This window comes from Ditibartonella apis, from assembly GCF_001952075.1.
Lineage (GTDB): Bacteria > Pseudomonadota > Alphaproteobacteria > Rhizobiales > Rhizobiaceae > Bartonella > Bartonella apis.
In genome coordinates, this window is the sequence record NZ_LXYU01000001.1 from 651,347 (window position 1) to 676,176 (window position 24,830).

General features: G+C 46.2%; 24 protein-coding genes and 1 pseudogene. 14 read left to right on the forward strand and 11 right to left on the reverse strand.

Going from position 1 to position 24,830, the window contains the following annotated elements; translation table 11 throughout:
• The first annotated feature begins 320 nt into the window (after nt 1-320).
• From PEB0122_RS02915 to PEB0122_RS02925, 3 genes are all read left to right on the forward strand, one after another.
• Nucleotides 321-926, forward strand: a complete 606-nt coding sequence (locus tag PEB0122_RS02915) for a CarD family transcriptional regulator (RefSeq protein WP_075869894.1) — start codon at nt 321-323, stop codon at nt 924-926.
• A gap of 258 nt (nt 927-1,184) precedes the next feature.
• Nucleotides 1,185-2,096 (forward strand): RNA polymerase factor sigma-32, encoded by a 912-nt coding sequence (locus PEB0122_RS02920; protein WP_075869342.1) that lies wholly within the window; start codon nt 1,185-1,187, stop codon nt 2,094-2,096.
• Between the two features lie 123 nt (nt 2,097-2,219).
• Nucleotides 2,220-3,170 (forward strand): cation diffusion facilitator family transporter, encoded by a 951-nt coding sequence (locus PEB0122_RS02925; RefSeq protein ID WP_075869341.1) that lies wholly within the window; start codon nt 2,220-2,222, stop codon nt 3,168-3,170.
• Nucleotides 3,171-3,198: 28 nt separating this feature from the next.
• Here the strand turns inward: PEB0122_RS02925 and PEB0122_RS02930 are convergent, their stop codons facing one another.
• A complete protein-coding gene (locus tag PEB0122_RS02930) occupies nt 3,199-4,728 on the reverse strand; it encodes a M48 family metalloprotease (protein WP_225867781.1) in 1,530 nt (509 codons plus the stop codon).
• A 215-nt stretch (nt 4,729-4,943) separates the two neighbouring features.
• On the opposite strand from PEB0122_RS02930, the gene PEB0122_RS02935 reads away from it, so the two are divergent.
• The 4 genes and pseudogenes from PEB0122_RS02935 (at nt 4,944) to PEB0122_RS11995 (ending at nt 7,952) form a co-directional block, all read left to right on the forward strand.
• Nucleotides 4,944-5,579 carry a thiamine diphosphokinase gene (locus tag PEB0122_RS02935; RefSeq protein WP_075915436.1) on the forward strand — a complete coding sequence of 212 codons (636 nt, stop codon included), beginning with the start codon at nt 4,944-4,946 and terminating at the stop codon, nt 5,577-5,579.
• A 160-nt stretch (nt 5,580-5,739) separates the two neighbouring features.
• On the forward strand, nt 5,740-6,033 hold the full coding sequence (locus PEB0122_RS02940; RefSeq protein WP_075869339.1) for a glycine zipper 2TM domain-containing protein: 294 nt from the start codon (nt 5,740-5,742) through the stop codon (nt 6,031-6,033).
• A 113-nt stretch (nt 6,034-6,146) separates the two neighbouring features.
• Nucleotides 6,147-7,632: pseudogene (locus tag PEB0122_RS02945) on the forward strand (ABC-F family ATP-binding cassette domain-containing protein); the annotation flags it as partial.
• Nucleotides 7,611-7,952 (forward strand): hypothetical protein, encoded by a 342-nt coding sequence (locus tag PEB0122_RS11995; protein WP_404801500.1) that lies wholly within the window; start codon nt 7,611-7,613, stop codon nt 7,950-7,952. The pseudogene PEB0122_RS02945 and the gene PEB0122_RS11995, both read left to right, overlap by 22 nt.
• 177 nt (nt 7,953-8,129) lie before the next feature.
• On the opposite strand, the gene PEB0122_RS02950 is transcribed toward PEB0122_RS11995, so the two are convergent.
• Both PEB0122_RS02950 and PEB0122_RS02955 read right to left on the reverse strand, forming a co-directional pair.
• On the reverse strand, nt 8,130-8,387 hold the full coding sequence (locus tag PEB0122_RS02950) for a DUF2312 domain-containing protein (protein WP_075869337.1): 258 nt from the start codon (nt 8,385-8,387) through the stop codon (nt 8,130-8,132).
• 162 nt (nt 8,388-8,549) lie between these two features.
• Nucleotides 8,550-9,344: an N-formylglutamate amidohydrolase gene (locus tag PEB0122_RS02955; RefSeq protein WP_075915437.1), complete on the reverse strand. Its 795-nt coding sequence runs from the start codon at nt 9,342-9,344 to the stop codon at nt 8,550-8,552.
• Nucleotides 9,345-9,477: 133 nt separating this feature from the next.
• Here PEB0122_RS02955 and PEB0122_RS02960 point away from each other — a divergent pair, with 133 nt between their 5' ends.
• Both PEB0122_RS02960 and pyk read left to right on the forward strand, forming a co-directional pair.
• Nucleotides 9,478-9,945, forward strand: coding sequence for a DUF1036 domain-containing protein (locus tag PEB0122_RS02960; RefSeq protein ID WP_075915438.1), 468 nt, complete (start codon nt 9,478-9,480; stop codon nt 9,943-9,945).
• A complete protein-coding gene (gene pyk / locus PEB0122_RS02965) occupies nt 9,942-11,378 on the forward strand; it encodes a pyruvate kinase (RefSeq protein WP_075869334.1) in 1,437 nt (478 codons plus the stop codon). The genes PEB0122_RS02960 and pyk overlap by 4 nt, the downstream gene beginning before the upstream one ends.
• Nucleotides 11,379-11,913: 535 nt before the next feature.
• Here pyk and PEB0122_RS02975 read toward each other — a convergent pair.
• Both PEB0122_RS02975 and PEB0122_RS02980 read right to left on the reverse strand, forming a co-directional pair.
• The gene (locus PEB0122_RS02975) at nt 11,914-12,276 is read right to left on the reverse strand and encodes a cell division protein ZapA (protein WP_075869332.1); all 363 of its coding nucleotides are present in this window, start codon (nt 12,274-12,276) and stop codon (nt 11,914-11,916) included.
• 12 nt (nt 12,277-12,288) lie between these two features.
• The gene (locus PEB0122_RS02980; protein WP_075869331.1) at nt 12,289-12,564 is read right to left on the reverse strand and encodes a DUF4164 domain-containing protein; all 276 of its coding nucleotides are present in this window, start codon (nt 12,562-12,564) and stop codon (nt 12,289-12,291) included.
• Between the two features lie 223 nt (nt 12,565-12,787).
• Between PEB0122_RS02980 and tkt the strand changes: the two genes are divergently transcribed.
• The 5 genes from tkt (at nt 12,788) to PEB0122_RS03005 (ending at nt 19,725) form a co-directional block, all read left to right on the forward strand.
• Nucleotides 12,788-14,767 (forward strand): transketolase, encoded by a 1,980-nt coding sequence (gene tkt, locus PEB0122_RS02985; protein WP_075869330.1) that lies wholly within the window; start codon nt 12,788-12,790, stop codon nt 14,765-14,767.
• Between the two features lie 33 nt (nt 14,768-14,800).
• Entirely contained in the window at nt 14,801-15,808 is a 1,008-nt protein-coding gene (gap, locus tag PEB0122_RS02990) for a type I glyceraldehyde-3-phosphate dehydrogenase (RefSeq protein WP_075869329.1), read from the forward strand.
• Between the two features lie 149 nt (nt 15,809-15,957).
• On the forward strand, nt 15,958-17,148 hold the full coding sequence (locus PEB0122_RS02995) for a phosphoglycerate kinase (RefSeq protein WP_075915440.1): 1,191 nt from the start codon (nt 15,958-15,960) through the stop codon (nt 17,146-17,148).
• Nucleotides 17,149-17,280: 132 nt separating this feature from the next.
• On the forward strand, nt 17,281-18,309 hold the full coding sequence (locus PEB0122_RS03000; RefSeq protein ID WP_075915441.1) for a class I fructose-bisphosphate aldolase: 1,029 nt from the start codon (nt 17,281-17,283) through the stop codon (nt 18,307-18,309).
• A 291-nt stretch (nt 18,310-18,600) separates the two neighbouring features.
• The gene (locus tag PEB0122_RS03005) at nt 18,601-19,725 is read left to right on the forward strand and encodes a porin (protein WP_075869326.1); all 1,125 of its coding nucleotides are present in this window, start codon (nt 18,601-18,603) and stop codon (nt 19,723-19,725) included.
• Between the two features lie 871 nt (nt 19,726-20,596).
• Here PEB0122_RS03005 and PEB0122_RS03010 read toward each other — a convergent pair.
• From PEB0122_RS03010 to rcdA, 6 genes are all read right to left on the reverse strand, one after another.
• Nucleotides 20,597-21,337, reverse strand: a complete 741-nt coding sequence (locus PEB0122_RS03010; protein ID WP_143238485.1) for a transporter substrate-binding domain-containing protein — start codon at nt 21,335-21,337, stop codon at nt 20,597-20,599.
• 240 nt (nt 21,338-21,577) lie between these two features.
• On the reverse strand, nt 21,578-22,033 hold the full coding sequence (gene ybgC, locus PEB0122_RS03015) for a tol-pal system-associated acyl-CoA thioesterase (RefSeq protein WP_075869325.1): 456 nt from the start codon (nt 22,031-22,033) through the stop codon (nt 21,578-21,580).
• The gene (gene ruvB, locus PEB0122_RS03020; RefSeq protein ID WP_075913880.1) at nt 22,026-23,069 is read right to left on the reverse strand and encodes a Holliday junction branch migration DNA helicase RuvB; all 1,044 of its coding nucleotides are present in this window, start codon (nt 23,067-23,069) and stop codon (nt 22,026-22,028) included. Before ruvB ends, ybgC begins: the two co-directional genes overlap by 8 nt.
• A 9-nt stretch (nt 23,070-23,078) precedes the next feature.
• Nucleotides 23,079-23,693, reverse strand: a complete 615-nt coding sequence (gene ruvA / locus PEB0122_RS03025; protein WP_075913881.1) for a Holliday junction branch migration protein RuvA — start codon at nt 23,691-23,693, stop codon at nt 23,079-23,081.
• Nucleotides 23,690-24,199, reverse strand: coding sequence for a crossover junction endodeoxyribonuclease RuvC (ruvC, locus tag PEB0122_RS03030; protein WP_075869322.1), 510 nt, complete (start codon nt 24,197-24,199; stop codon nt 23,690-23,692). The genes ruvA and ruvC overlap by 4 nt, the downstream gene beginning before the upstream one ends.
• Nucleotides 24,200-24,273: 74 nt before the next feature.
• Nucleotides 24,274-24,762: a protease adaptor protein RcdA gene (gene rcdA, locus PEB0122_RS03035; protein WP_075869321.1), complete on the reverse strand. Its 489-nt coding sequence runs from the start codon at nt 24,760-24,762 to the stop codon at nt 24,274-24,276.
• Between the last annotated feature and the right edge of the window lie 68 nt (nt 24,763-24,830).

Sequence of the window (24,830 nt, forward strand, 5' to 3'; positions counted from 1 at the left end):
TTTTTTGTGTTATGGTTTTTTCGTTAAACCGATAACCGGATGTCATTGGCGTTTCTTTTTCTCATCGAAAGGTGTCTTAATCTGACGTAATTCGTGTCGAATAGTGGACGGCTTTATTGCGTCCAATTGAATTATGTCGAGGTTTGCGGATTTATTATCGCATTTGCTTTGCATTTGCGAAGAGGTGAAGTCCTCTTCTGCACCTTGAATCAAAAGTAACGTCCATTCTTCCGGAAATCGGATAAGGCTCTCTGTTTGCAGAGCTTTCAACCTGTGTTTGTCGGCAACAGTGCCGAGCACAAATGGAGTTGGTTAAGAATATGTCATCCCCCAAGAAAAAATCCCCGGCTCGGCAGGGGTTCAAGGCTCAAGAATACATCGTTTATCCCGCTCACGGTGTTGGCCAGATTGTTGCTATTGAAGAACAGGAAGTGGCCGGCGTAAAACTCGAGCTGTTTGTTATCCATTTCGAAAAAGACAAGATGCACGTCAAAGTGCCGGTTGCCAAGGCTATTTCTATTGGTATGCGCAAATTGTCAGAGACAGATTTTGTCGAACGTGCCTTGAAAGTTCTACAAGGCCGGGCTCGTATCAAGCGGACAATGTGGTCGCGTCGGGCTCAGGAATATGATGCAAAAATCAATTCGGGCGATTTGATTTCTATTGCAGAAGTCGTTCGTGATCTTTTCCGCGCTGAAAATCAGCCGGAGCAATCTTATTCGGAACGTCAGCTTTATGAGGCTGCGCTTGACCGGATGGCACGTGAAATTGCTGTTGTTAATAAAATTTCGGAAACCGAGGCTGTCCGTGCGATCGAGATCAATCTTGCCAAAAGCCCCAAGCGGAGCGTTAAAAGTGAGGCTGAAGGGGATAGCGAAATCGAAAGTGATGTTGATGGCGAAGACAGCGAAAACGTTGCTGCTTGATTAAAGTAAACAAACCGGATTTTATTTGTTAATCCCTTTTTTCAAAAGCCCGCTTTTATAGCGGGTTTTTGTTTTTTGACACTATACATTTATCAATCAGGTCAAAAATGGTCGTTAAAAAATATATCAAAAGTTGAAAAAATAAAACTTTTAGTTGTTTTTTACGGAACCAACCTTCGCGATGTGCGTTTCCCAATCTGAAAGCAACATAGGTGTTGCTCTTTAAGATTAACGAGTTTCTCATCGAGGGGGCAGATCATGGCCAGCATACCGACGTCAACGCAGTTAACGACAAATTTCAATGCCGGCACGGACAACACACTTGGCCGTAATATGATGCGTTCAGCAATGAAGGCACCCTATCTCGAGCGCAATGACGAACACGATCTGGCACTGCGCTGGAGAGACAAAAAAGATAGTGTGGCAATGCATCAGATTGCAGTTGCACACATGCGGCTTGTCATTTCAATCGCGGGGCGATTCAAACATTTCAAACTACCGCTGAGCGATCTTGTTCAGGAAGGCTATGTCGGACTCCTAGAAGCGGCAGCACGCTTTGATCCCGAGCGCGAGGTGCGTTTTTCTACCTATGCCACATGGTGGATCAGGGCTTCCATACAGGACTATATTTTGCGCAACTGGTCAATCGTACGTGGTGGTACCAGTTCGGCACAGAAAGCGCTTTTCTTCAATTTGAGACGGTTGCGTGCAAAGCTTGCCAGCGAAGACAGAAATATGAGCAAGCAGGATATATTCCGCAGCATTTCGGAAAAACTTGGTGTCTCTGTTTCTGATGTCGAAACAATGGATTTCCGTTTTTCGACGAGTGATAATTCCTTGAGTGCTCCGATGATTGCCGATGACGAGAGTTCGGGCAGTAAAATGGATACGCTGGTCGACGATCATCCTCTTCAAGACACGCTTGTCGAAGATGAAATCGACGGAAATCGGCGTTCGAAGTGGTTGCATGATGCGCTTCAAATATTGAACGACAGAGAGCTCCAAATTATTCGTTGCCGTCGTCTGAACGATGACGGGGCTACTCTTGAAGCATTGGGAGAAAAAATGGGAATTTCCAAGGAACGTGTACGCCAGATCGAAGCACGTGCCATGGAAAAATTGCGAAATTATCTTCTTTCTGTTAATAGTGTCGATGCTTATCAGGTTTAATCGCCAAGGGAATATGTGACGATTGCGTTTCGTTTTTTCGGGCGGTCGTGCCGGTAGCTAAAACCAATACCTAAAAGGCTTGCCCCGAAAAATTGGCCACGAGAACTGGCCTGGAGAAGTTGTTTGTCACCGTTTGATAGAAACGCACATATCGAACAAAAAATACTTGCATATTCAATTCTGGCTACAATCCTTCTGGCTGTTGCAGGTATTATTACCGGAATTCTGACAGGTGCATCATCTATTATTTTCGACGGAATGTATTCGTCGATTGATTGTGTCTTCAGCATTGCAGCGCTTCTTGTTGTTCGACTGATCGAAATCGACGTCAACCGGCGAAGCCGCAAAGCACCGAAATTTGTCGAGCGTTTTCAATATGGTTTCTGGCATCTCGAACCGATGCTTTTGGCAATCAACGGGTTATCCCTGATGATTGCCGTTATCTATGCGTTGTTCGAGGCTGTAGGAAAAATTTTGAACGGCGGCAAACTTCCGCATTTTGATGCTGCAATCTGGTTTTCGGTTTTCGCAGTCATCCTGTGTTTCGGAATGGCGTTTTACGAGCATTATTTCAATCGCCGTATAAAATCGGCCTTTATTACCATTGATGCGAAAAGCTGGATCGTATCGGGCGGAATAGGATTGGCTCTCTTATGCGCTTTCAGTTTTGCCACCCTCATTGAAGGTACAATTTATGAATGGGTTTTGCCTTATATCGATCCGGTTGTTTTGGCTTTTATTGCGATAATCATGTTGCCAATGCCGGTAAAAACGGTTCTGCATGCCATGCGGGATATTCTGATGATAACGCCCGTTGATTTGGACGAACATGTCAATGGTGTAGTTGACGAAATTGTCGAAAAATACGGCTTTGTCGGTTCCCAAAACTATCTTGCAAGGGTCGGCCGCTCCACAATGATTGAAATTCATCTCATTTTGCCGGAACATTACAAAATTGCCGAGGTCGAGGAGCTTGATAAAATCCGCACCGAAATTGGTGACCGAATAGGCCACGCAGGGCCGGATCGGTGGCTCACTGTTTCTTTCACATCAAGTCCGCATTGGGCGTTTTAATCGACCTCATTACGTTATCCCGATCAGGCTATTCCGAGATAATCTTGATTCTGTCACCTGCCGATAAATTTGCGGTTGGTGGCAAGGCATTGATGATACGCAACAGTTTTTCTTTTGCGTTGGTGCCTTGCATCCGTAGAGCAAGTGATGCGACAGTATCGCCCGAGCGAACATTGACAACGCGAATGCGCAAAGGTTTGAGAGAAGAAATCTCGCGCGACGATAATGTTTTGAATGACGAGGTTGTTGCATTCGACACAGCATCAAGTTCGTTCGAATTTTTGGGGGCTGCTGTTAAAAATCTGAAGACACGGTCTTTAACAAAAATAACCACGACATCGAATTGCCAACGATCATTGGCAGCATGGGCACGTGCAGCTTGAAGGCCGTTGATAGTGACAGGCACAATCGAAGTTTGGTCAAGTCCACTTACCCAGCCGCTTTTGATGTAGTCGACCGGAGTTAGTCCGCGGGGAAGTGCCACACCGTCGAAGCGCACAGCAATGTCATTATTGCCGCTTGCAATAACAGCATTTGACGAATTATCGATTGTGAAATTCTGCGGAACAGAAAAAGTAATCCCGAGTTTTGGGTGAATGAACTGGTTACCACGAATGTAACCTTCGTCGGCTGTATCACCAAAAATCATTCCGTCAATACCGTTGAGAAAATCATCTCGGTCGGTCTTTCCTACACCTGGAGCTCCCACTTTGCGTGCCTGATCGGTTGCGAGCTGGATCCGCTGCGGCGTGGAAGGATGGCTGGCCAGAAAGTCCAGGGTTGCATCGGTTGCTCCTGAAACATTGCGATAGGATGCATAAGCTTCCATTGATTGTAAAAAGCGTGGCGAGGCGAACGGGTCATACCCCGCCTGTCCTAACATTTTTATGCCGATTGCATCCGCCTGCAATTCCTGATTGCGCGAAAATTGGGCAAGGCGCAGTTTACCGCGAATAGCTGTTTCCCGCTCGGCCGAATGGTCTTCCAGAACTTCGCTAACAACCTGATTTGTAAGTTCTACCTCTGCCTCTTTCTGTTGACGCAAAATACCGTGATTGGCTGTGACGTGTGCCATTTCATGAGCAAGAACAGCCGCCACTTCGGACGAATCATTGGCGAGCGCAAGAAGCCCGCGCGTTACATAAACGTAGCCACCGGGAAGTGCGAAAGCGTTTACATTGGGCGAGTTTAAAATCGTAATCCTATAGGTCTGGGCGGGGTTATCGGAAACCGCTGTGAGCCTTCCGACAATTTTGGCAACCATGCGTTCAAGCTTCGGATCACTATATTCGCCGCCATAGGTTTGTAAAATTCGCGGATGCTGGGACGCACCCAATTGTGCAAGAGAATCCCCTTTGCTCACCTTGTCGACAGTGACCGGTGCGCCGGAAGGCATAAGGCCTCCATCGGGCTTATTGTAATCGACAAGTTGGCAAGCTGTTAAGCCGGAAAAAATAAAGCTTAAAAAAATGGTAAAACCTGTCGTTTTGACCACACGCTTGGAAACATGTGGCACTGAATGCAGGTCTGAAATGGCCATTGTTTTGCATTTACTCATCGCGACCGATGTTTGATCCTCATTGCGGCAAAATATAATCCCGTACTATAAGGCTGAAAAACTTTGAAAATAACAAGCTTTTTCAAAATTTCCCCTATAATAGAACGAATAGAAGCGAGTTGTTGTGACATATCAATGATCACAGAACAATCAAATAGATACCGATTAAAAATTAAAATGGGCTATTTACGTAAAAAAGCAAATTCGGGGTGGTCATGAAAACCTACACTATTCTTCTTGACGGTGATCTTCAGGTAACCCCGCGGCTTTTGGCAGAGATAAGAAAAAGCAATGTCATTGTTGCTGATGGTGCGATACGTTATGTCGGACCCCTTGGTGTAACACCCGAATTATGGGTCGGGGACTTCGATTCGGCCGATCCGGCGCTGATGGTAAAATATCGGAATATTGAGCGGCGGTCTTTTCCTGTTGCCAAAGATAAAACCGACGGTGAACTTGCAATCGACTTCGCTTTGGAAAGAGGGGCAAACCGTATTATTTTATGCGGTGCATTGGGGGGAAAACGGTCCGATCATGCATTTTTCCATTTCGTACACGCTTTGGCGATGAAACAGAACGACATTGATGTGCTACTCACAAGTGGTAACGAGGAAGGATATGCTATTCTTCCGGGTCACTATTCATTCGATTTTCCTGCAGGCACAATTTTCAGTATCATCGGTTTCGATGACCTTGGGGGCTTGACAATCGAAGGGGCAAAGTGGCCACTTTGTCGCAAAAACGTGCCCTTCGGCTCTTCATTGACACTTTCCAATGAAGTCGTTGGTCAATTGCATTTAACTCTTTCCTCGGGACGAGCAATTCTCGTTGCTCAATTCAATGCTCATTGACGGGCTTTAGAAGACATTCAAGGGTAGCTTTGTGAAAATAATTTTCTATATCCATATGTAATAGTAAGGATGAGGTCGAGTGTTCGTTTCCGCCTTATCTTGGTTTCGCCTTATTATTACGACACAGTATCGGGAAAATCATAAGAGAAAGAGTGAGGACATGTTTAAACGAATTTCTGTAATAGCCATGGTTTCGGCTTTGGGGTTGGCGACCGTTGCCTGTTCGCCGAATGAACAGCGTACTGCCGGATATGGCGTTGGTGGTGCAGCCTTGGGTGCACTTGCAGGTGGTGCTATCAAGGGGAATGGCAAAGGCGCTTTGAGGGGTGCTGCAATCGGTGCAGCTGCAGGGACACTGGTTGGCGTCGCAACAAAACGCAATGGCGTCCAGTATTGTAATTATCGCGATGCTTATGGTCAGATGTATCAGGCACCTTGCAATCAATACCAATAAGGTTTTAAAGACCTGAAAAATGAAGGGGTCGGTTCTGCTGGCCCTTTTTTATTTTTACGTGTTTTAAAGTTATATTTTGCTATTAAACTGATCAATAGCTACATGGAATCATAATGGCGCCTCCTCTTTTACGTCTTGATCATATTTCACTCACCTTTGGTGGTACACCATTACTCACCGACGCCGCACTATCCGTATCGAATGGCGATCGTATTGCGCTTGTTGGTCGTAACGGTTCGGGTAAATCGACACTTCTTAAAATTGCAGCCGGACTTGTCGAACCGACAGATGGCGAGATTTTCCGGCATCCCTCGGCAACAATCCGTTATTTGCCGCAAACACCCGATCTTGAGGGTTTTAAAAATGTGCGTGCCTATGTCGAAGCGGGCCTCGGGCCTTTGGATGATGTCCACCGTGTGAGCTATATGCTTGATCATCTGGGTTTGACGGGAGAAGAAAAGCCCGACCAGCTTTCCGGTGGTGAAGCGCGCCGCGCCGCGTTGGCACGCGTTATTGCACCCGCTCCCGACATTCTGCTTCTTGACGAACCCACCAACCACCTTGATCTCACGACAATCGAATGGCTCGAAGGTGAACTCAAAACAATACGTTCAAGCATCGTGTTGATTTCGCATGATCGCCGTTTTCTGGAAAACGTCTCGCAATCGACAATCTGGCTTGATCGGGGGGAAACAAAGCGTCTTGGTAAAGGATTTGCTTTTTTCGAGGAATGGCGTGACAAACTTCTTGAAGAAGAAGAAATGGAGCAACAAAAACTCGGCCGCCAGATTGTGCGTGAAGAGCATTGGTTGCGTTATGGCGTGACAGCACGGCGCAAACGCAATGTGCGTCGTCTTGATGAATTGCAGAAATTGCGGCAGAAATACAAGAGTTATCGCGGGCCGCAAGGCAATGCTGTCATGGAGTTAAGCGATTCACAGGAATCCGGAAAACTGGTGATCGAAGCCAAAAATATCAGCAAAGCCTATGGCGAACATGTGCTTGTCGATCATTTTTCAACCCGTATCCATCGTGGTGATCGGGTAGGACTGGTTGGTCCCAATGGCATTGGCAAGACGACATTGTTATCCATGTTGAGCGGGGTTTTGACACCCGATAGCGGAACAGTGAAACTTGGCGTCAATCTCGAAATCGCCACGCTTGATCAAAAACGTTCGCTTGATGAAAGTGAAACGCTTGCCCATTATTTGACTGATGGGCGAGGCGACAGTGTTATCGTCAATGGCGAACAACGTCATGTTGTCTCTTATATGAAGGATTTTCTGTTTTCGCCTGAACAAGCGCGCACACCGATCAAAGAATTGTCGGGTGGTGAACGTGCGCGGTTGATGCTGGCGCGCGTATTATCGCGTCCTGCAAACCTGTTAATACTCGACGAGCCTACAAATGACCTTGATATGGAAACGCTTGATCTTTTGCAGGAACTTGTAAGCAATTTTCCGGGAACTGTTTTGCTTGTCAGCCACGATCGTGATTTTCTTGATCGTACGGTTACCAGTATTATCGCTCCTGAAGGTAATGGTCGTTGGCTCGAATATGCCGGTGGCTATAGCGATATGATTGCACAACGAAAAGGTCGGGAAATCGAACAGAAAAAACTTGTGAAATCGTCTTCGCCGCAAACATCCGGCACAGCTGAACGGGGCAAACGGGAAACAAAACAGAAGCTATCCTATAAACAGAAATATGCTTTGGAAAAATTGCCATCGGAAATTGATGCGCTGCATCAGGAGATTGCAAAGATGGAACACGAATTTTCCGATCCTGACCTTTATTCCAAGGATGCCAAAAGATTCGAGGAACTTTCGCGCCTTCTCGAACAAAAACGCAAAGACCTTGAAACAAAGGAAAACGAGTGGCTGGAGCTTGAAATGCTGAAAGAAGAACTCGAAAAATAGCTTTATTTTTTAAAGCTATAAGATGAGCTTCAACGCGAATTTTTTGGCATTGATAAATGGGTTGAACCGTAAAATACAGATAGTGGTTTTAAGTGCCATATAATACCGGTAATCAGCAATAGATAACAAAAAGCCTTCCGGAAATGGAAGGCTTTCGAGTTTTTGGAAATTTAGAAATCAGCTCATGCCAAGCGCATCTTTATAGAGCTGGATCATGGCCTCTTCTTCCTGACGCTCATGGTCTTCCTTTTTACGCAAACGGATAATCGTGCGTACGGCCTTGCTGTCGAAGCCACTTCCTTTAAGCTCGGCATAAACCTCTTTGATGTCGTCGGAAATTGTTTTCTTTTCTTCTTCAAGGCGTTCAATACGCTCGATGAAAGAACGCAACTGGCCAACAGCCACTGCTTGTTTTTCGTCTGTCACTTCACTCATGGAAATGGCCTCCAGATAAATCGTGTTCGAACGAGTCGTTTAGTCGATCGTCCAGTTTCCTGTTGATGTCCGAGTCCTGCCCTCGGAGTCAAGATGGCGGCTTTAATTTTTCGCATCCGTCTTGCAGCGTCAATATCGCGCTTTAAGTGTGATGAAGTAAAATTACTTGTCCGCACGCGAGGGAAAAACCTGTTTCATGTGAATCATCGGCGCTGCATTTATTTTACGAAACAGGGGTTCCAGATAGTCAGCCCATTCGGTCACACCTTTTTCATTCCCGATCAAATCCTGCCTGACTTCAATCAGAATATGCGCAATGCCTTTTTTTGTACAATGGCGATACATTGTATCGCCTTTCAGCGCACCATCATAAGGTTCATTATCACCGACCTTGATATGTCCAATCCTGTTCAATCCTTCAAAAAGCGGATCGAATACGCGTCTGTCGCTATCCCATAAAAGGCCGATATGCCAAGGGCGGGCTTTGCCGCGCCAAACCGGTGTGAAAGAATGGACAGAAACCACAAAAGGGCTTTTTCCGCTTGCTTGCCCGACATTGGCAATGAGCTTGCCGATTGCCGTGTCATAGGGCTTGTAATAATTGTCAATGCGGCGTTGTCTTTCGTTTTCGCTCATCGGATAATTTTGTGCAATCACCGCGCCGTCGGATAATTGCATGATAAGTGTCGGGTCATCTTCACCCCTGTTAGGGTCAATCAAAAGTCGTGAAAAATGGCTGATAACTGCCGGTGCATCAAGGCGTCTTGCCAATTCACGGGTAAGTAGCTCCGCACCTATATCATAAGCGATGTGGCGTTTGAACTCGGCCGGGTCGAGCCCGAGTGAACCGTATTCAGCCGGCAGAACATTGCTTGCGTGATCACAGATTAATGCAAGACCCGTCTCCATATTGCCGGGGATTTCTTCAAAAGAATAGAAATTTTCTTTCTGTTTCATTTTTCTATCATCACTTTATAATATGAGCTGATTTGAAAGTCTCTGACATTGACAAAATTTACGAAACTAAACAAAACACAATTCAAGTGCAAAAGATGAACGGTCGCAACGAAATAAACCGAAGGTGCCAGAAATGTTGTTGAAAAAGATTCTGATTGTTCTCTTCGGTGGTATGTTTGCGTTCACCTTTCAAAACGCAACGAAAGCGGATTTTCGTGTCTGCAACACAACTCAGGAAGTTATTGGTGTGTCTATCGGATACCGTGCGAAAACCGGCTGGGTTTCCGAAGGCTGGTGGGTCGTCGGTCCCACGCGTTGCAAGACGATTATTGATGGGGCTCTGGCATCGCGCTTTTATTATCTTCATGCGGAAGATGCCAAAAATCACGGGCGTTGGGATGGGCCTATCAATATGTGTGTGAAAGATTCCGAATTTACGATTAATGGCGTGAACGACTGTTTTGCACGCGGCTTTCAAAAAGCTGGTTTTCAAGAAATCGATACAGGTACCCAGACAAGCTGGATGGTGCAGCTTACGGAACCGGTATCCAATAATCCGGCGTTGAATACGCCGCTTGTTACAGGAGCTCCTACAAAATGAAACGTAACCGTAAAGTAAAGATTGTTGCTACGCTCGGGCCTGCTTCGTCTGACGAAAAAATGATCGAAAAACTTTTTCTAGCGGGCGTCGACGTTTTTCGCATCAATATGAGCCATGCCGACCATGACACGATGCGTAATCTCGTAAAAATTATTCGTAATATCGAAAAAAAGCAGGGGCGGCCGATCGGTATTCTTGCCGATTTGCAGGGACCGAAGTTACGTGTAGGGGAATTTGCAAATGGTAAAGTCGATCTTGTAGCTGGTCAGACTTTTACGCTCGACAATAAAGATGTTCCGGGCGACAATACGCGTGTTTACTTGCCTCATAAGGAAATTTTCGATGCGGTCAAGCCGGGAGAACGGCTGCTCATTGATGATGGCAAATTGGAGCTTCTGGCACAGAAATGCTCGCATACCGCTATTGAATGCAAGGTTGTTGCGGGAACGCACATTTCCGATCGTAAGGGCGTAAGCCTGCCCGACACGCTGCTTGGCGTGGGTGCAATGACAGAAAAAGATCACAAAGACCTGCTCGCCGTTCTTGAACAGCCGATTGACTGGATTGCACTTTCCTTTATCCAGCGTCCTGAAGATATTGCCGAAGCCCGCAAAATTGCCAAGGGTAAAGTGGCGATCCTTTCAAAAATCGAAAAGCCGCAAGCGGTTCGCAGAATTAACGAAATTGTTGATTTATCCGACGCTGTTATGGTGGCACGTGGTGATCTTGGTGTCGAGATGCCGTTGGAAACAGTGCCCGGTATCCAGATGGATATTATCAAATTGTGTCGGCGTGCAGGAAAGCCGGTTGTTGTCGCAACGCAAATGCTTGAATCTATGATCTCGTCGCCGGTTCCTACCCGTGCAGAGGTTTCCGATGTTGCAACAGCAGTTTATGAAGGGGCTGATGCCATTATGCTTTCGGCTGAATCGGCTGCCGGCGCCTATCCGGAAGAAGCAGTGCGCACGATGGATAAAATTGCTTGCAAGATCGAACGGGATTCCAATTATGAACCGATGATTGATGCCCAACATCCGGATCCCGAACCAACCGGTGCCGATGCAATTTCACTTGCAGCAAGGCAGATTGCCGAAACGCTCAATCTTTCTGCCATTGTTGCTTATACGGCCTCTGGCGCAACGGGTATTCGTGCATCTCGTGAGCGGCCGATGCCATCAATTATTGCGCTTTCTCCGATTACCGAAACAGCACGGCGCCTTGCCCTTGTCTGGGGACTTCATTGTGTTGTCACAGACGACGCTCACAATCTTGACGATATGGTCGAAAGAGCCGCAGCCATTGCACTGCGCGAAGGCTATAGCGTTCCCGGAGACAGAATTATCGTAACGGCCGGTGTGCCGCTTGGAACACCTGGTGCAACCAATATGTTGCGCATTGCCTATGTGGAAAAGGAAGACGGCAAGCGCAGATAATAGGCGTTGAACCGGATCATTCCGGTTTTAAAAATAATGATTCAACGGCGGAACAGATTCATCATGTTCCGCCGGCACATGCCTTGAACCGCTTTGCATTCAAGAAAAACGTTTCAAATATTTTTTGAACCTGTCTGAAAGGCCGGCGGTCAAGCGCTGGTTCCTTGATGTATTTCTTGACCCCATGTAACACCGGCCAAATATATAGGCCGAAACATTCGATAAATGTCAAAACAGTTACTATAAGTCGCAACATTCGGGACAATAGCAGATTGCCGCATGTTGTTTTGCCAATAAAGTGATTTCTGCTCTCAGCCCGCATGAAAAAGCCATGTTTATTTATCCCGAGTGTTAGATAAATTTCATTGACACCTTGAATTCCGGTGACCTCTCAAGGAAAACGTGTTTTACTTTTATATACGGATTTGAAACCCGCTAGATTTATGAAGTTCACAAATTTTGAACGCTTCTGATTGTAAAAACAATCGACAAACGTGTTTCTCCGGATAAGCGGTTTTTAGCCAAATTGATACCGTTACTGGTTTTTTACGAGTTGGCGGGCAAGCGCATCAATATGACTGGCTGCACGATCAATCGCTTTGGCAGCAACGGTTTCATAGCGTTCGCAAGCATCTGTCAATTGTGCATTTTCCTGCTCTAAAGCTTCATTCTCCTGCTTCAGGCTTTTTAGCTGACGCCGCGCTTCGTCAAGCTCGTCCATAACCATGATGCCTGCCATAACAGAAAGACGATGATCACCGATCTCGCCGAAATTCGATTTCAAATGGCTGATGTATTGGTCAAGCTGATGGGCAAGACCGGCAAGATGGTCTTCTTCGCCTTCATCGCAGGCCATGCGGTAGGTTTTTCCATCAATCGTGACTGATACAGTTGCCATATTATTTGCCCTTTACCGGTCAACCACTGTTCGTATCGTTTCCATTGCAGTGATAAGGCGGCGAGATACTTCCTTATTGGCTTGTTCAAGACGTTCAGCGCGCGATTCAGATGTATCAAGTGCTTGTGCAAGACGGCTGCGATCTGCATTCATGCGCTGGATTTCTTCCTCGAGTTCGCTGGTGTCGTATGAATCTTTATTGTCATTGACAACAGCATTTTCAAGCGTTTTAAGAGCGTTTTCCAGACGATTGATCGCTTGATCGAGAATTGATGTATCTTGTGGCATCGAGTTCCAGATCCTTTTATAAAAGATAAATTCAAAAACGAATCATTCCGGCAAATTTTATCCTGTATTTGTCATTCTTAAATGTCTTCCGGCCTTGTGGCAAGAAATCCACCGCATCAAAGCTGGTGACAGTGGGATTTTATTGACTCGCACAGTTTAAGTGATATTTGTCAAAAGAAGCATTAGACCGAATTTTTTACCGATCAAAGAGTAGCCAATTCTCATGAAAAATACCGACAAGCAAAACCAGATGGCCAATGCTATCCGTTTTCTTTCCATTGATGCAATCGAGAAAGCAAATTCCGGTCATCCCGGTCTTCCGATGGGTGCTGCCGACATTGCAACAGTTCTTTATACCAAATTTCTCGCCCATGATCCGAAGAAGCCGAATTGGCCCAATCGGGACCGGTTTGTTCTTTCGGCAGGCCATGGTTCCATGCTGCTTTATTCGGCCATGTATCTTTCCGGATATGAGGATGTCACAATCGACGAGATAAAGAACTTTCGTCAGCTCGGTGCGAAAACAGCCGGTCATCCGGAATACCGGCATATCAATGGTGTCGAAACAACAACGGGTCCGCTGGGACAGGGCATAGCCAATGCCGTCGGAATGGCACTAGGCGAACGGATCATGAATGCGCGCTGGGGCGATCTGGTCGACCATTATACTTATGCACTTGTCGGCGACGGTTGTCTGATGGAAGGTATCTCTCAGGAAGCAATCGCTTTTGCCGGCCATATGAAACTCAACAAACTTATTGTCTTCTGGGATAATAACCATATCTCGATAGACGGTGCGATTACGATATCCGACAATACCGACCAATGCGCACGCTTTGAAGCGTGTCAGTGGAACACAATCAAGGTGGACGGTCACGATCAGGACGCAATTGCCAAGGCAATCGAAAAAGCAAAAACTTCTGATAAACCGACGCTTATTTCCTGCCGGACTACGATCGGCTTTGGTTCACCTCATAAAGCCGGTACCAACAAGGCTCACGGTTCACCGCTTGGCAAGGAGGAAGTTGCCGAGACACGTAAGGCGCTCGGGTGGGAAAGCGAGCCTTTTGTTGTTCCTGCCGAAATTCTTGATAACTGGCGTCTTGCCGGCCTTAATGCTGCAAAAAAACGTCAGGAATGGGATAAAAAATTCGAAGCCCTTGATCCGCAGAAACGTGCCGAATTCGAGCGTTTGATGCGTGGCGACCTGCCGGGAAATTTTGATAGTGTTATCAGCGATTACAAAAAGAAGCTTGCTGCCGATCAACCGAAAGTGGCAACGCGTGTCGCCTCCCAAATGGCACTTGAAGTGATCAATGGTGCTGTCAATGAAACAATTGGCGGTTCCGCCGATTTGACAGGTTCGAATAACACCAGAACCAGCCAGACCAATGATATTACGCCGGATGACTTTTCCGGCCGCTATATCCATTACGGAATTCGCGAACATGCCATGGGCGCCATTATGAACGGTTTGTCGCTTTATGGCGGCATTATTCCTTATTCGGGAACGTTCTTGTGCTTTTCCGACTACGCCCGTCCGGCAATGCGGCTTTCCTCATTGATGGGCATCCGTGTCATCTATGTCATGACACATGACTCAATCGGATTGGGTGAAGACGGTCCGACCCACCAGCCGGTGGAACATCTGGCAAGTTTAAGGGCAATTCCCAATCATCTTGTTTTCCGTCCGGCCGATGTCGTTGAAACAGCCGAATGCTGGCAGTTGGCGCTGAAATCCAAAACAACACCATCGACTTTGGCTCTGACACGCCAAGGGTTACCGACCTTGCGTAAAAATTATGAAGAAGATAATCTTTGTGCATTGGGTGCTTATGAGTTGATGACAGCCAGTGACGAAGCGAAAGTCACGATCTTTGCTTCGGGTTCGGAAGTCGAAATTGCTGTAAAAGCTCGTGAAACGCTTGAAAATAAAGGCATTCCGACAAGAGTTGTATCGGTCCCTTGTTTTGAACTGTTCGAGCGCCAAGTAGAGTCCTATAGAACGGCATTGATAGGAACTGCGCCGGTAAAAATTGCTATTGAAGCAGCTATTCGTCAAGGATGGGATCGTTTTATCGGATCAGATGGCCTATTTATAGGTATGCATGGTTTTGGTGCGAGTGGTCCTATCGGCGCACTTTACCAACATTTCGGGATTACACCCGAAGCCGTCGTTGCAGCGGCGGAAGCAAAGCTTTAATATTCAAATATCTCAATTAAAGGGAGAGATAATATGGCAGTACGTGTAGCAATCAACGGATTTGGACGTATTGGGCGTAATGTTGTGCGCGCAATCATTGAAAGCGGTCGCAAAGATATTGACATCGTTGCAGTTAACGATTTGGGGCCTGTTGAAACAAATGCCCATCTGTTGCGCTATGATTCAGTCCATGGACGTTTCCCTCATGAAGTAAAGGTATCGGGTGATACCATTGATGCCGGCCGCGGGCCGATCAAAGTTACGGCTGCTCGTGATCCTGAACAATTGCCATGGAAAGAACTTGGCATTGATATTGCGATGGAATGCACCGGCATTTTTACAGCCCGCGAAAAAGCTGCTGCCCATCTTGATGCAGGTGCCAAGCGTGTTATCGTTTCCGCACCGTCAAAAGGTGCTGACCTGACGGTTGTCTATGGCGTCAACCATGACAAGTTGACCAAAGAGCACAAGGTCATTTCGAACGGATCCTGCACCACCAATTGCCTTGCTCCGGTTGCCCATGTCCTCAACAAAACTGTTGGCATTGAAAAGGGCTTCATGACGACTATTCACTCTTATACCGGCGATCAACCGACATTGGATAAATTGCACAAAGACCTCTACCGCGCACGCGCTGCAGCTTTGTCGATGATTCCGACATCAACCGGTGCTGCCAAGGCAGTCGGTCTGGTCTTGCCGGAACTTGCCGGCAAGCTTGATGGCGTTGCTATCCGCGTTCCGACTCCGAATGTTTCGGTTGTCGACTTTACCTTTATTGCAAAGCGTCCGGTTACGCCGGAAGAAATCAATGAAGAAATCCGTGCTGCTGCAAATGGTCCCATGAAGGGCATCCTCGGCTATACCGATGAAAAGCTTGTCAGCCATGATTTCAACCATGATCCACACTCTTCGATTTTCCATACCGAGCAAACAAGGGTTATGGATGGAACCTTCGTTCGCATTCTTTCATGGTATGACAACGAATGGGGCTTCTCTAACCGTATGGCGGATGTAGCTGTCGCATTTGCAAAGACCATCTGATGAAAGCAATTCGGGGGCGTGAAGCCCCCGAATTCGTTTGAAATGCGAGGCTTTGCCGAGCACTTGTTTTTAGCCTTGCTATGAAAAGTAAATGAGCGGACTGTTTGTGAAGAAGAACGGTCGTTTCTTGGAAAAATCTGGAGAAAAATATGGCTTTTCGCACCCTTGATGATGTTGATGTAAAATCGAAACGCGTTCTCTTGCGGGTCGATCTCAATGTGCCGGTCGCGGACGGGAAAGTAACCGATACCACCCGTATCGAACGGGTAAGACCAACCATCACTGAATTGAGTAGAAAAGGTGCTAAAGTTATTTTGCTTGCCCATTTCGGGCGTCCGAAGGGCAAGATTGTTGCTGAATTTTCATTGAAGCAGATTGTGCCGACTGTGGAAAAGGTATTGGGCAAACCGGTTGCTTTTGCTGAAGATTGTATCGGCGAAAAGGCCAAGGCTGCTGTTGATACCCTGAAAGATGGCGATATTGTTCTTTTGGAAAATACACGCTTTCATGAAGGCGAAGAAAAGAACGATCCGGCATTTGTCAAAGCATTGGCTGAAAACGGCGATATTTACGTTAATGATGCATTTTCGGCTGCCCACCGTGCCCATGCGTCGACCGAAGGGCTTGCCCATGTTTTGCCAGCCTATGCCGGTCGTTCAATGCAGATGGAACTCGAGGCACTGGAAAAAGGCCTTGGTCATCCTGCTCATCCGGTTGTCGCCATTGTTGGTGGCGCCAAAGTTTCGACGAAAATCGATCTTCTGAACAATCTGATCGAAAAAGTAGATGCACTGATTATCGGTGGCGGTATGGCCAATACATTTCTTGCAGCCAAAGGAACAGGCGTTGGCAAATCGCTTTGTGAACATGAACTTGGTGAAACTGCCCGTTCTATTCTAACCAAAGCAAAAACCGAAAACTGTTCAATCATTTTGCCGGTTGATGCCATTGTTGCCGAAAGTTTTGAAGCAAATTCTCCCAACCATTCTTATGGCGTTGATTCAATTCCCGCCGATGGAATGATTCTTGATATTGGAGAAAAGTCTATCGAACGCATCAATGCAGCCATTGACGATGCTGCAACACTGGTCTGGAATGGACCACTCGGAGCTTTCGAACTGCATCCTTTTGATGCCGGTACCGTCGCTGTTGCCAAGCGTGTTGCTGCACGCACAAAACAAAAGAAGCTCATTTCTATTGCCGGTGGTGGTGATACCGTTTCAGCTCTTCATCACGCCGGTGTTGCTTCCGATTTTACCTATATTTCGACGGCAGGTGGTGCCTTCCTCGAATGGATGGAAGGCAAGCCATTGCCCGGAATTGTCGCACTGGAAAAATAGGTCGAGAGAGCGGGGGTTCTTTTCATGAGGAATTTTCCGCCTGCACACCAGAATATTCGAAACGGGGGTCACCGTTTCACTTTGCATGTAATGTTATTATTGTCTGGCTATTAAAAAAGAGGAGCCACCCCAATGAGTGAACGTATTGAGGATATTGCAATTGCTATGACGGCAGGAGGAAAAGGTCTGCTTGCTGCTGATGAAAGCACCAGTACTATTAAAAAACGCTTTGACACGATCAAACTGGAATCGACCGAAGAAAACCGTCGCGATTATCGCGAAATGCTGTTTACGACCAAAGAAGCCATGGAAAAATATATTTCCGGCGTCATTCTTTTTGACGAGACAATCCGCCAGAAGGCTTCTGATGGCCGCATGTTGACCGATATCATCAAAGCTGCCGGCTCAATTCCCGGTATCAAGGTTGACGAGGGAGCAAAGCCGCTTGCAGGCTTCCCCGACGAGACGATTACGGAAGGGCTTGATGGCTTACGCGGGCGTTTGAAAGAATATTATGAATTGGGTGCCCGTTTTGCAAAATGGCGCGGTGTCATTTCTATTGATAAGAGCAAATTGCCGAGCTGGGGTGCGGTTCGTCAGAACGCCCAGGCTTTGGCTCGCTATGCTGCACTTTGTCAGGAAGCACAGATTGTGCCGATCGTCGAACCAGAAATCCTTATGGATGGCAAGCCCGGCGACCATTCTATCGATCGCTGTTATGAAGTGACAGAACATGTCTTGAGGACAGTTTTTGATGAGCTGTTTGCCGCCCGCGTCAAGATGGAAGGCATGATTTTGAAACCCAATATGGTGATTGATGGCAAAAAAGCCCGTAAAGCCTCGGTTGAAGAAGTGGCGGAAAAAACCGTTCGGGTTTTGAAAACGACAGTTCCTGCTTCGGTTCCCGGAATTGCATTCCTTTCTGGAGGCCAGTCGGACGAAGAAGCAACAGCCCATCTTTCGGCAATCAACGCAATAGGCAATCTTCCTTGGAAAGTTACATTCTCTTACGGGCGCGCTCTTCAGGCTGCAGCGATCGAGGCATGGAGCGGCAAAAAGCAGAATGTTGCAGCCGGTCAACGTGCTTTTGCCCATCGTGCAAAGATGAATTATCTGGCAGCACTCGGGAAATGGACACCAAAAGACGAAAAGGCAGCCTGATTTTCTTGAAACCTTATTTTAAAGCGTTCGATAAAAGCCCGAAGCTACGGTTTCGGGCTTTTATCAGATTAAGTGTATCATATTTGTTACAGATTGTTTTTTAAAAAGCCGATACAACTCATATGACGATTAAAAACTTGAATAACTTGTTCAAGTTTGTATAGATGCACAACGTTATAGATTTGCCCGTTGCAATTTGCATGGACATGACGGGCGAGGGAACAGAAATGTCCATATCAATCAGTGGATTCTTGATGGATCGCAGTCGATAAGCAAATTTTCGGGGCAGTTATGAAAAAAATTTTTCAAGTGTTACTGGTAACATCAGCAACTATCGGAATTGAAACAACAGTGGCAAAGGCAGCAGATGTCGCCTTACCTGAAGCAGAGCCGGTTGAATATGTTCGTGTTTGTGATGCTTACGGAGAAGGATATTTCTATATCCCCGGAACAGATACATGTTTGAAACTTGGTGGTTTTGTCTATGCGCAGGCAAAAGGCGGAGATGATGTCTATGCCCGCTCGCGCAAAGATCGCGATATGAAAACATGGCGCGATGAAGTGCGTGCCCATTTGCTGGTTGCAACAGCATCCGAAACCGAGCTTGGAACCTTGAAAACCCATATCGAATTGCGTTCGGATTTTGATGATGGGTCGGATGCATCCTCTTCCGAATTGCGTTTCGGTTATATTGATCTTGGCGGTTTGCATATCGGTGTTGATGAATCGGCATTGAATACGTTCTTCGATTATTATGGCAACTTCATCAATGATGATGTTGTTCTGGGCGGTGCCTATCGTACCAATATGATCCAGTATCAACATTCATTTGCCAACGGTTTGACTGCGTTGGTTTCGATTGAACAGGGCGGCGATGAGGATACCGACTTTAATGGAACGATAAAGGATTATACGCCGGACGTTATTGCCGGTTTGAAGTTCGAACAAGGTTGGGGATCAATCACCGGTGCCGGTGCCTACGATGCCGTCAATGAAGCCTGGATTGGCAAGGCCAAAGTCAATCTGAAGATTACCGATGCATTCAATCTATGGGTGATGGGTGCATATAAGGACCTCAAAGACACCTACTATGACGATATCGAAGATAAGGATTCAATCATCCGTGATGGTCATCGTGGTATTCGTGCGGTTGACAGTTTCTATGGTACATGGGGTGGAAAATGGGTTGGTTGGCTCGGCGCGTCTTATAAATTCACGCCGAAAACAACAGGTAACTTACAGTTGACTTATGAAGGCGTAGGCAACACCTACACGGCTGCCAATGTTGCTTATGAAATGCTTCCCGGTCTTACCGTTATGCCTGAAGTCAACTATCGTAAATGGAACGATGTCCATTCCGATTTGCATGATCAGGATGCTATTGGTGGAGCTATCCGGATCCAGCGTGATTTCTGATTATTCGAAACGTTTTGATAAAAGCCCCGAAAGGGGCTTTTTTTATTTAAGAAGAATGATTTTGCTTGATGCCCGGTTATCAGGCGACAGGTATGACGGGCGAAGACCAATGCAGCCGGTATTTCAACCTTGGCATTCTGTTCCGCTGGTTTGTTTTATCCGGATTGTTATTTCCATAAAAAGAGCTAGAGGAGAAAGTAGGGTTTGACAACTGTTAGCAGCAATAACCGAAGGTAACATATGTGGTTATACGTGTTTGTTATAAAATGACGATCGAATATCAATAAGCTCAACGCAAATACGATTGACGATCAATATTATAGTTTAAACCGACAAGGTCTTCGGGAATAATGGTTTTCACAACAAAAGAGCTGTCATTTGTTTTTAAACTCGCTCATCAAGAATTTTCAAAATAACGGCATTCGTTCAAAAGCGATTGGAACGAAAATGTCTTTGGAATATTTGCCTATCCCGATATTTGAATCGAGCGAGCAATAAAATTTCCAGCGGATAAGCTAGTTTGTTGAATGTTCCGAATTGAACAGAATTTCAAGTGCAAATTGCCGACTGTAGAACGATTTTCACAATAATGGCGGACAAAATGAAATAACGCCTTTGTTGCGGGTTTGAAGAACTCATAGTTCAATTTTTTAACGATCTTGCACCGCAAGACATTAATCTTCGGAGAGATATTGGCATTCGGGAGAGGTGTAATGGGGTGTATGAGTGTGGACCCGTTTCAATGAAAAAGCCCTAACCGCATGAATCTAATTTTTAGGGAAAATAAAAAACGTCGGTCAGAGTAGGAAAACTCACGCCGATGAATGTCTAATTAAAACTGATACCAAACCGAATTCAGTAATTCAGGATTTCAATGCGGATCAATGCCGAACCATTTTTTATAAATCGTCGCATAGGTACCATTGTCTTTCAGATGTTTGAGTGAAAGATTGTAACGTTCAAGCAATTGACTTCCTTGTGGGAAAGCCGCTCCATACGTTTGTTCTTCAATATCTGTGCCAACGGTTTTTACTTTGCCTTTGCCCGTGGTGGCGGCATAATGCAATACAGCCGGCGTATCAAACAACACAGCATCGACATTGCCTTCGGCAAGATCTTCATATGCTCCGTCTATTTCAGGAAATAACCGGCGTTGGGTGTTTGGCAAATGCTCGATCGCATAGGGAAAAGCGCTTGTCCCCATTTTTATGGCAAGGGTCTTTCCCTTTAAATCTTCAATAGATTTGATATTGCTATCATCGCGAACCAATAACATCAGGCCGCCTTCATAATATGGTTTGGAAAAATCGACAACGTTCGAGCGTGTTCTGGTAATAGTAAGCCCAGCCATGGCGACATCAATCTGCCCGATATGCACATCCGACATAATTGTCGAGAAATCCATAGGCGTGATTTTGTATTTGACACCCATGTCATTGGCAATCGCTTGCCATAGTTCAACATCGAAACCTACAAGTTTTCCATCTTGCATAAAGCTGAAAGGAATATGATTATTATCAGTTGCAAATCGGATTTCTTGAGCTTCCGCAAGCCTCACAAAGCTTAAAGTTGCCAATAAAATGACAACTCTAAACATAAATTTGATAATCATTAGCCACCCCCTCATTCACGAATCTATTTAAAGTGTTCGAAAAGTACGCCTTTGCTTCTAAAGAATTTTTCAACATTAAAGTTTCACAGTATAGAAACGGAAACGAACAAAAATCTACATCAACAAACATTAAGATTATACTTATACCCTTAAAAAACTAACACCTTAAAACGCCTTGCTCGCATCCTGAAACCGGTTCAATGTCCTTATCACACGCTAAATGTTATGTCCCGATTAAAATTATTTGTCCATTGTGGTGTTTTCCCAACTTTCGATAAACTCGTCCGGTATGCGAGTCGGCCGACCTTCGGAATTGACCAAAGCCAATTGAACATCTGCAGAGACAAGTAATAGGTCGTTGCGAATAATTTCCTGCGCCATGACAATTCGTGCGCCTGTCACTTTTGTTATCTTCGTCCGTATATCAAGTATATCGTCAAAGCGGGCAGATTTATGGTAGTTGACGGCTATTTTATGTACAACCCAACCTAATTTTTCGTTTTCTTCGGTGTCGTGCGGTTGTTGGTGTTGAGCCCTGTTCAATCTTATAAATTCCGATCTCCCACGTTCAAAAAATTCCAGATAACGGGCATGGTAGACGACGCCGGTAAAATCGGTATCAGCATAATAAACACGGGCGAAAAGATGGTGTACATTACCGATAAATTCGCCACAAAAAGGAACATTCTCAATCATCAGATTCGCCAAAAAGGTTTGCTTGCATTTGGTCTGCAGACTTCGGGGGATTTAACCCCATATGCGTCCACGCTTTTGCCGTCATTATTCTTCCCCTCGGTGTTCGTTGAATAAAACCTTGCTGGATCAGATAAGGTTCAATGATATCTTCGATCGCATCACGAGGTTCGGATAAGCCGGCAGCTATTGTTTCAATTCCGACCGGTCCGCCGCCGAAATTTTCGGCAATCATTCCAAGATAGCGCCTGTCGAGTTGGTCGAGGCCGAGCTGGTCGACTTCTAGACGCAACAAAGCCTTGTTGGCAATGTCTCTGTCTATTGTGCTCGCTCCCGCAACAGAGGCAAAATCCCTGACGCGACGCAAAAGACGGCCGGCAATACGCGGTGTTCCGCGTGCACGACGTGCAATTTCTCTTGCGCCATCTTCGGCAATCGGCATTTGCAAAATATGGGCGTTGCGTTTGACAATATGTTCAAGCTCTTCGACCGTGTAAAAATTGAGTCTGATCGGAATACCAAAACGATCACGCAAGGGTGTTGTCAGCAATCCAAGTCTCGTCGTTGCTGCAACAAGGGTAAATTTTGAAAGATCAATTTTGACAGAACGTGCGGCAGGCCCTTCACCGATAATAAGATCAAGCTGGAAATCTTCCATGGCAGGATAGAGGATTTCTTCAACGGCGGGACTTAACCGATGAATTTCATCGATAAAAAGAACATCGCGTTCCTCAAGATTTGTTAAAAGCGCGGCAAGGTCGCCAGCCTTGGCAATAACCGGCCCCGAAGTCGAATGGAAATTGACACCAAGTTCTTTGGCCATAATTTGCGCGAGCGTTGTTTTCCCGAGGCCGGGGGGGCCGACGAACAGAACGTGATCCAAAGCTTCATTACGACTTTTTGCTGCTTCGATAAAAACCTTCAGATTTGCCCGTGCAACTTCCTGACCGACAAAATCATCAAGACATTGCGGGCGTAGCGAAACATCGCCATCTTCATCGCGTTTATCCGCCGTAATCAGGCGTTCGTTGTTTTCCATGCCGCCAGTTTACCTTGAAAGTTCTTTTAAACCAAGCCGTATCAGTTTGGCTGAATCGGCATCGTTGCCAGCCTCACGTAACGCGCTCGCAATTGCATTTGCAGCCTGATCGCGCGAATAGCCAAGATTTTCCAATGCCGACACCGCATCCGATATTGCTTGAGAGGCGCTTCCTTCGCCAATTTCCTGTTTCAGTGCTATGTTCTTGTCATTGCCGCTGAATTCGGGAACCTTGTTCTTAAGTTCACTGACAATGCGTTCGGCAACTTTCTTACCAATCCCCGGTGCGCGGCAGATCATTGCAATGTCTTTGAGCGCAATTGCATTGCCAATTTCAGCCGGTGATAATGTACCAACCAGTGCAAGCGCGACCTTTGCACCAACACCCTGAACTGTTTGTAAAAGTGCAAACCATTGTTTTTCGGCTTTTGTTGTAAAGCCGAAAAGCTTGATGGCATCTTCCCGCACTTGTGTTTCAATAAAGAGTGTCACGGGCTCGCCAATTTTAGGCAGGCTTCCCAGAACGCGGGGACTTGCGAAGACAATATAGCCGACGCCATTCACATCGACGATCAGATGATCAGTGTTGATTTCGTCAACTATGCCTTTCAGTTTTCCAATCATGCCAAGGCTTTCAAACGGTTTTCAAGGCTGTTGCGATTATGGGCGTGGCAAATTGCAATAGCGAGAGCGTCAGCTGCGTCACTTGAATCGAAATTGGCTCGCGGCATCAAAACTTTCACCATCATATGGATTTGCTGCTTTTCGCCGTGCCCCACACCGATAACCGCTTTTTTTATCGAATTCGGCGCATATTCGGCAACCGGCAAACCAGCCTGTGCCGGCGCCAATAATGCAATGCCACGGGCTTGCCCGAGTTTCAATGTGGCTGTCGCGTCCTTGTTGACAAAAGTTTGCTCGACAGCTGCTTCTTCGGGCATATAGGAATGGATAATTTCCGAGAGCCCGTCATAAAGCGTCGATAATCTTGCTGCCAAGCTCAACCGGTCATCCGACCGGATTGTGCCGGATGTGATAAACTTCAAACTGTTTCCCGCAGTTTCTATGACGCCATATCCTGTCCGTCTTAGACCGGGATCTATACCAATAATACGAATCGCTTCTGCCATAACCAATGCATAAAAGTTTTCACTTCGTTTTTGTAGCAGAATGTGAACAAAAAGGAAACAAAATGAAAAGCTGGTTAATTATGCTGAAAGGCCGCTTTGATCCGGTCTATTTGTTTGCTCACCGGATTGGTGGAGCCATTCTGTCCGCTCATAACGCCTTCAACATCGTGGTCCATATGGCGCACACGTTCTTCTATGCGTAGTGACAGTTCTACCAGCTTCTTGAATTTTTCCGGAAGTTCTTGAAAATGTGCATTTTCTCCGATCAGCGAAGGAGTGTCGAGACAGACTTTTGCTTTTTCCTGTGCAATCTGTTCTTTGGACATTTCTTTTTCGCGTGCCGCCCGAAACAATAACAACCAGGAAGCCACCTGCATAAGGCGTGTGCTCATGCGCATGGCTTCGGCTGCATAAAGTGATGAAGCCTCGCCTGAGAGAGTGCGTGAAGCGATTTTACCTTCGCCGTCGATATAGGCAGCTGTTTGTTCGATTAATGACATTCCCTCATCATAAAGGTGGGAAAATGCATTATCGAATGCTCCATGCTCGAACATGACAATCATGTTGTCGTTATGAGAATTTTGCGGTTGCAACCCACTTACTCCGACTTTTCTTAATCAATGGATACAAT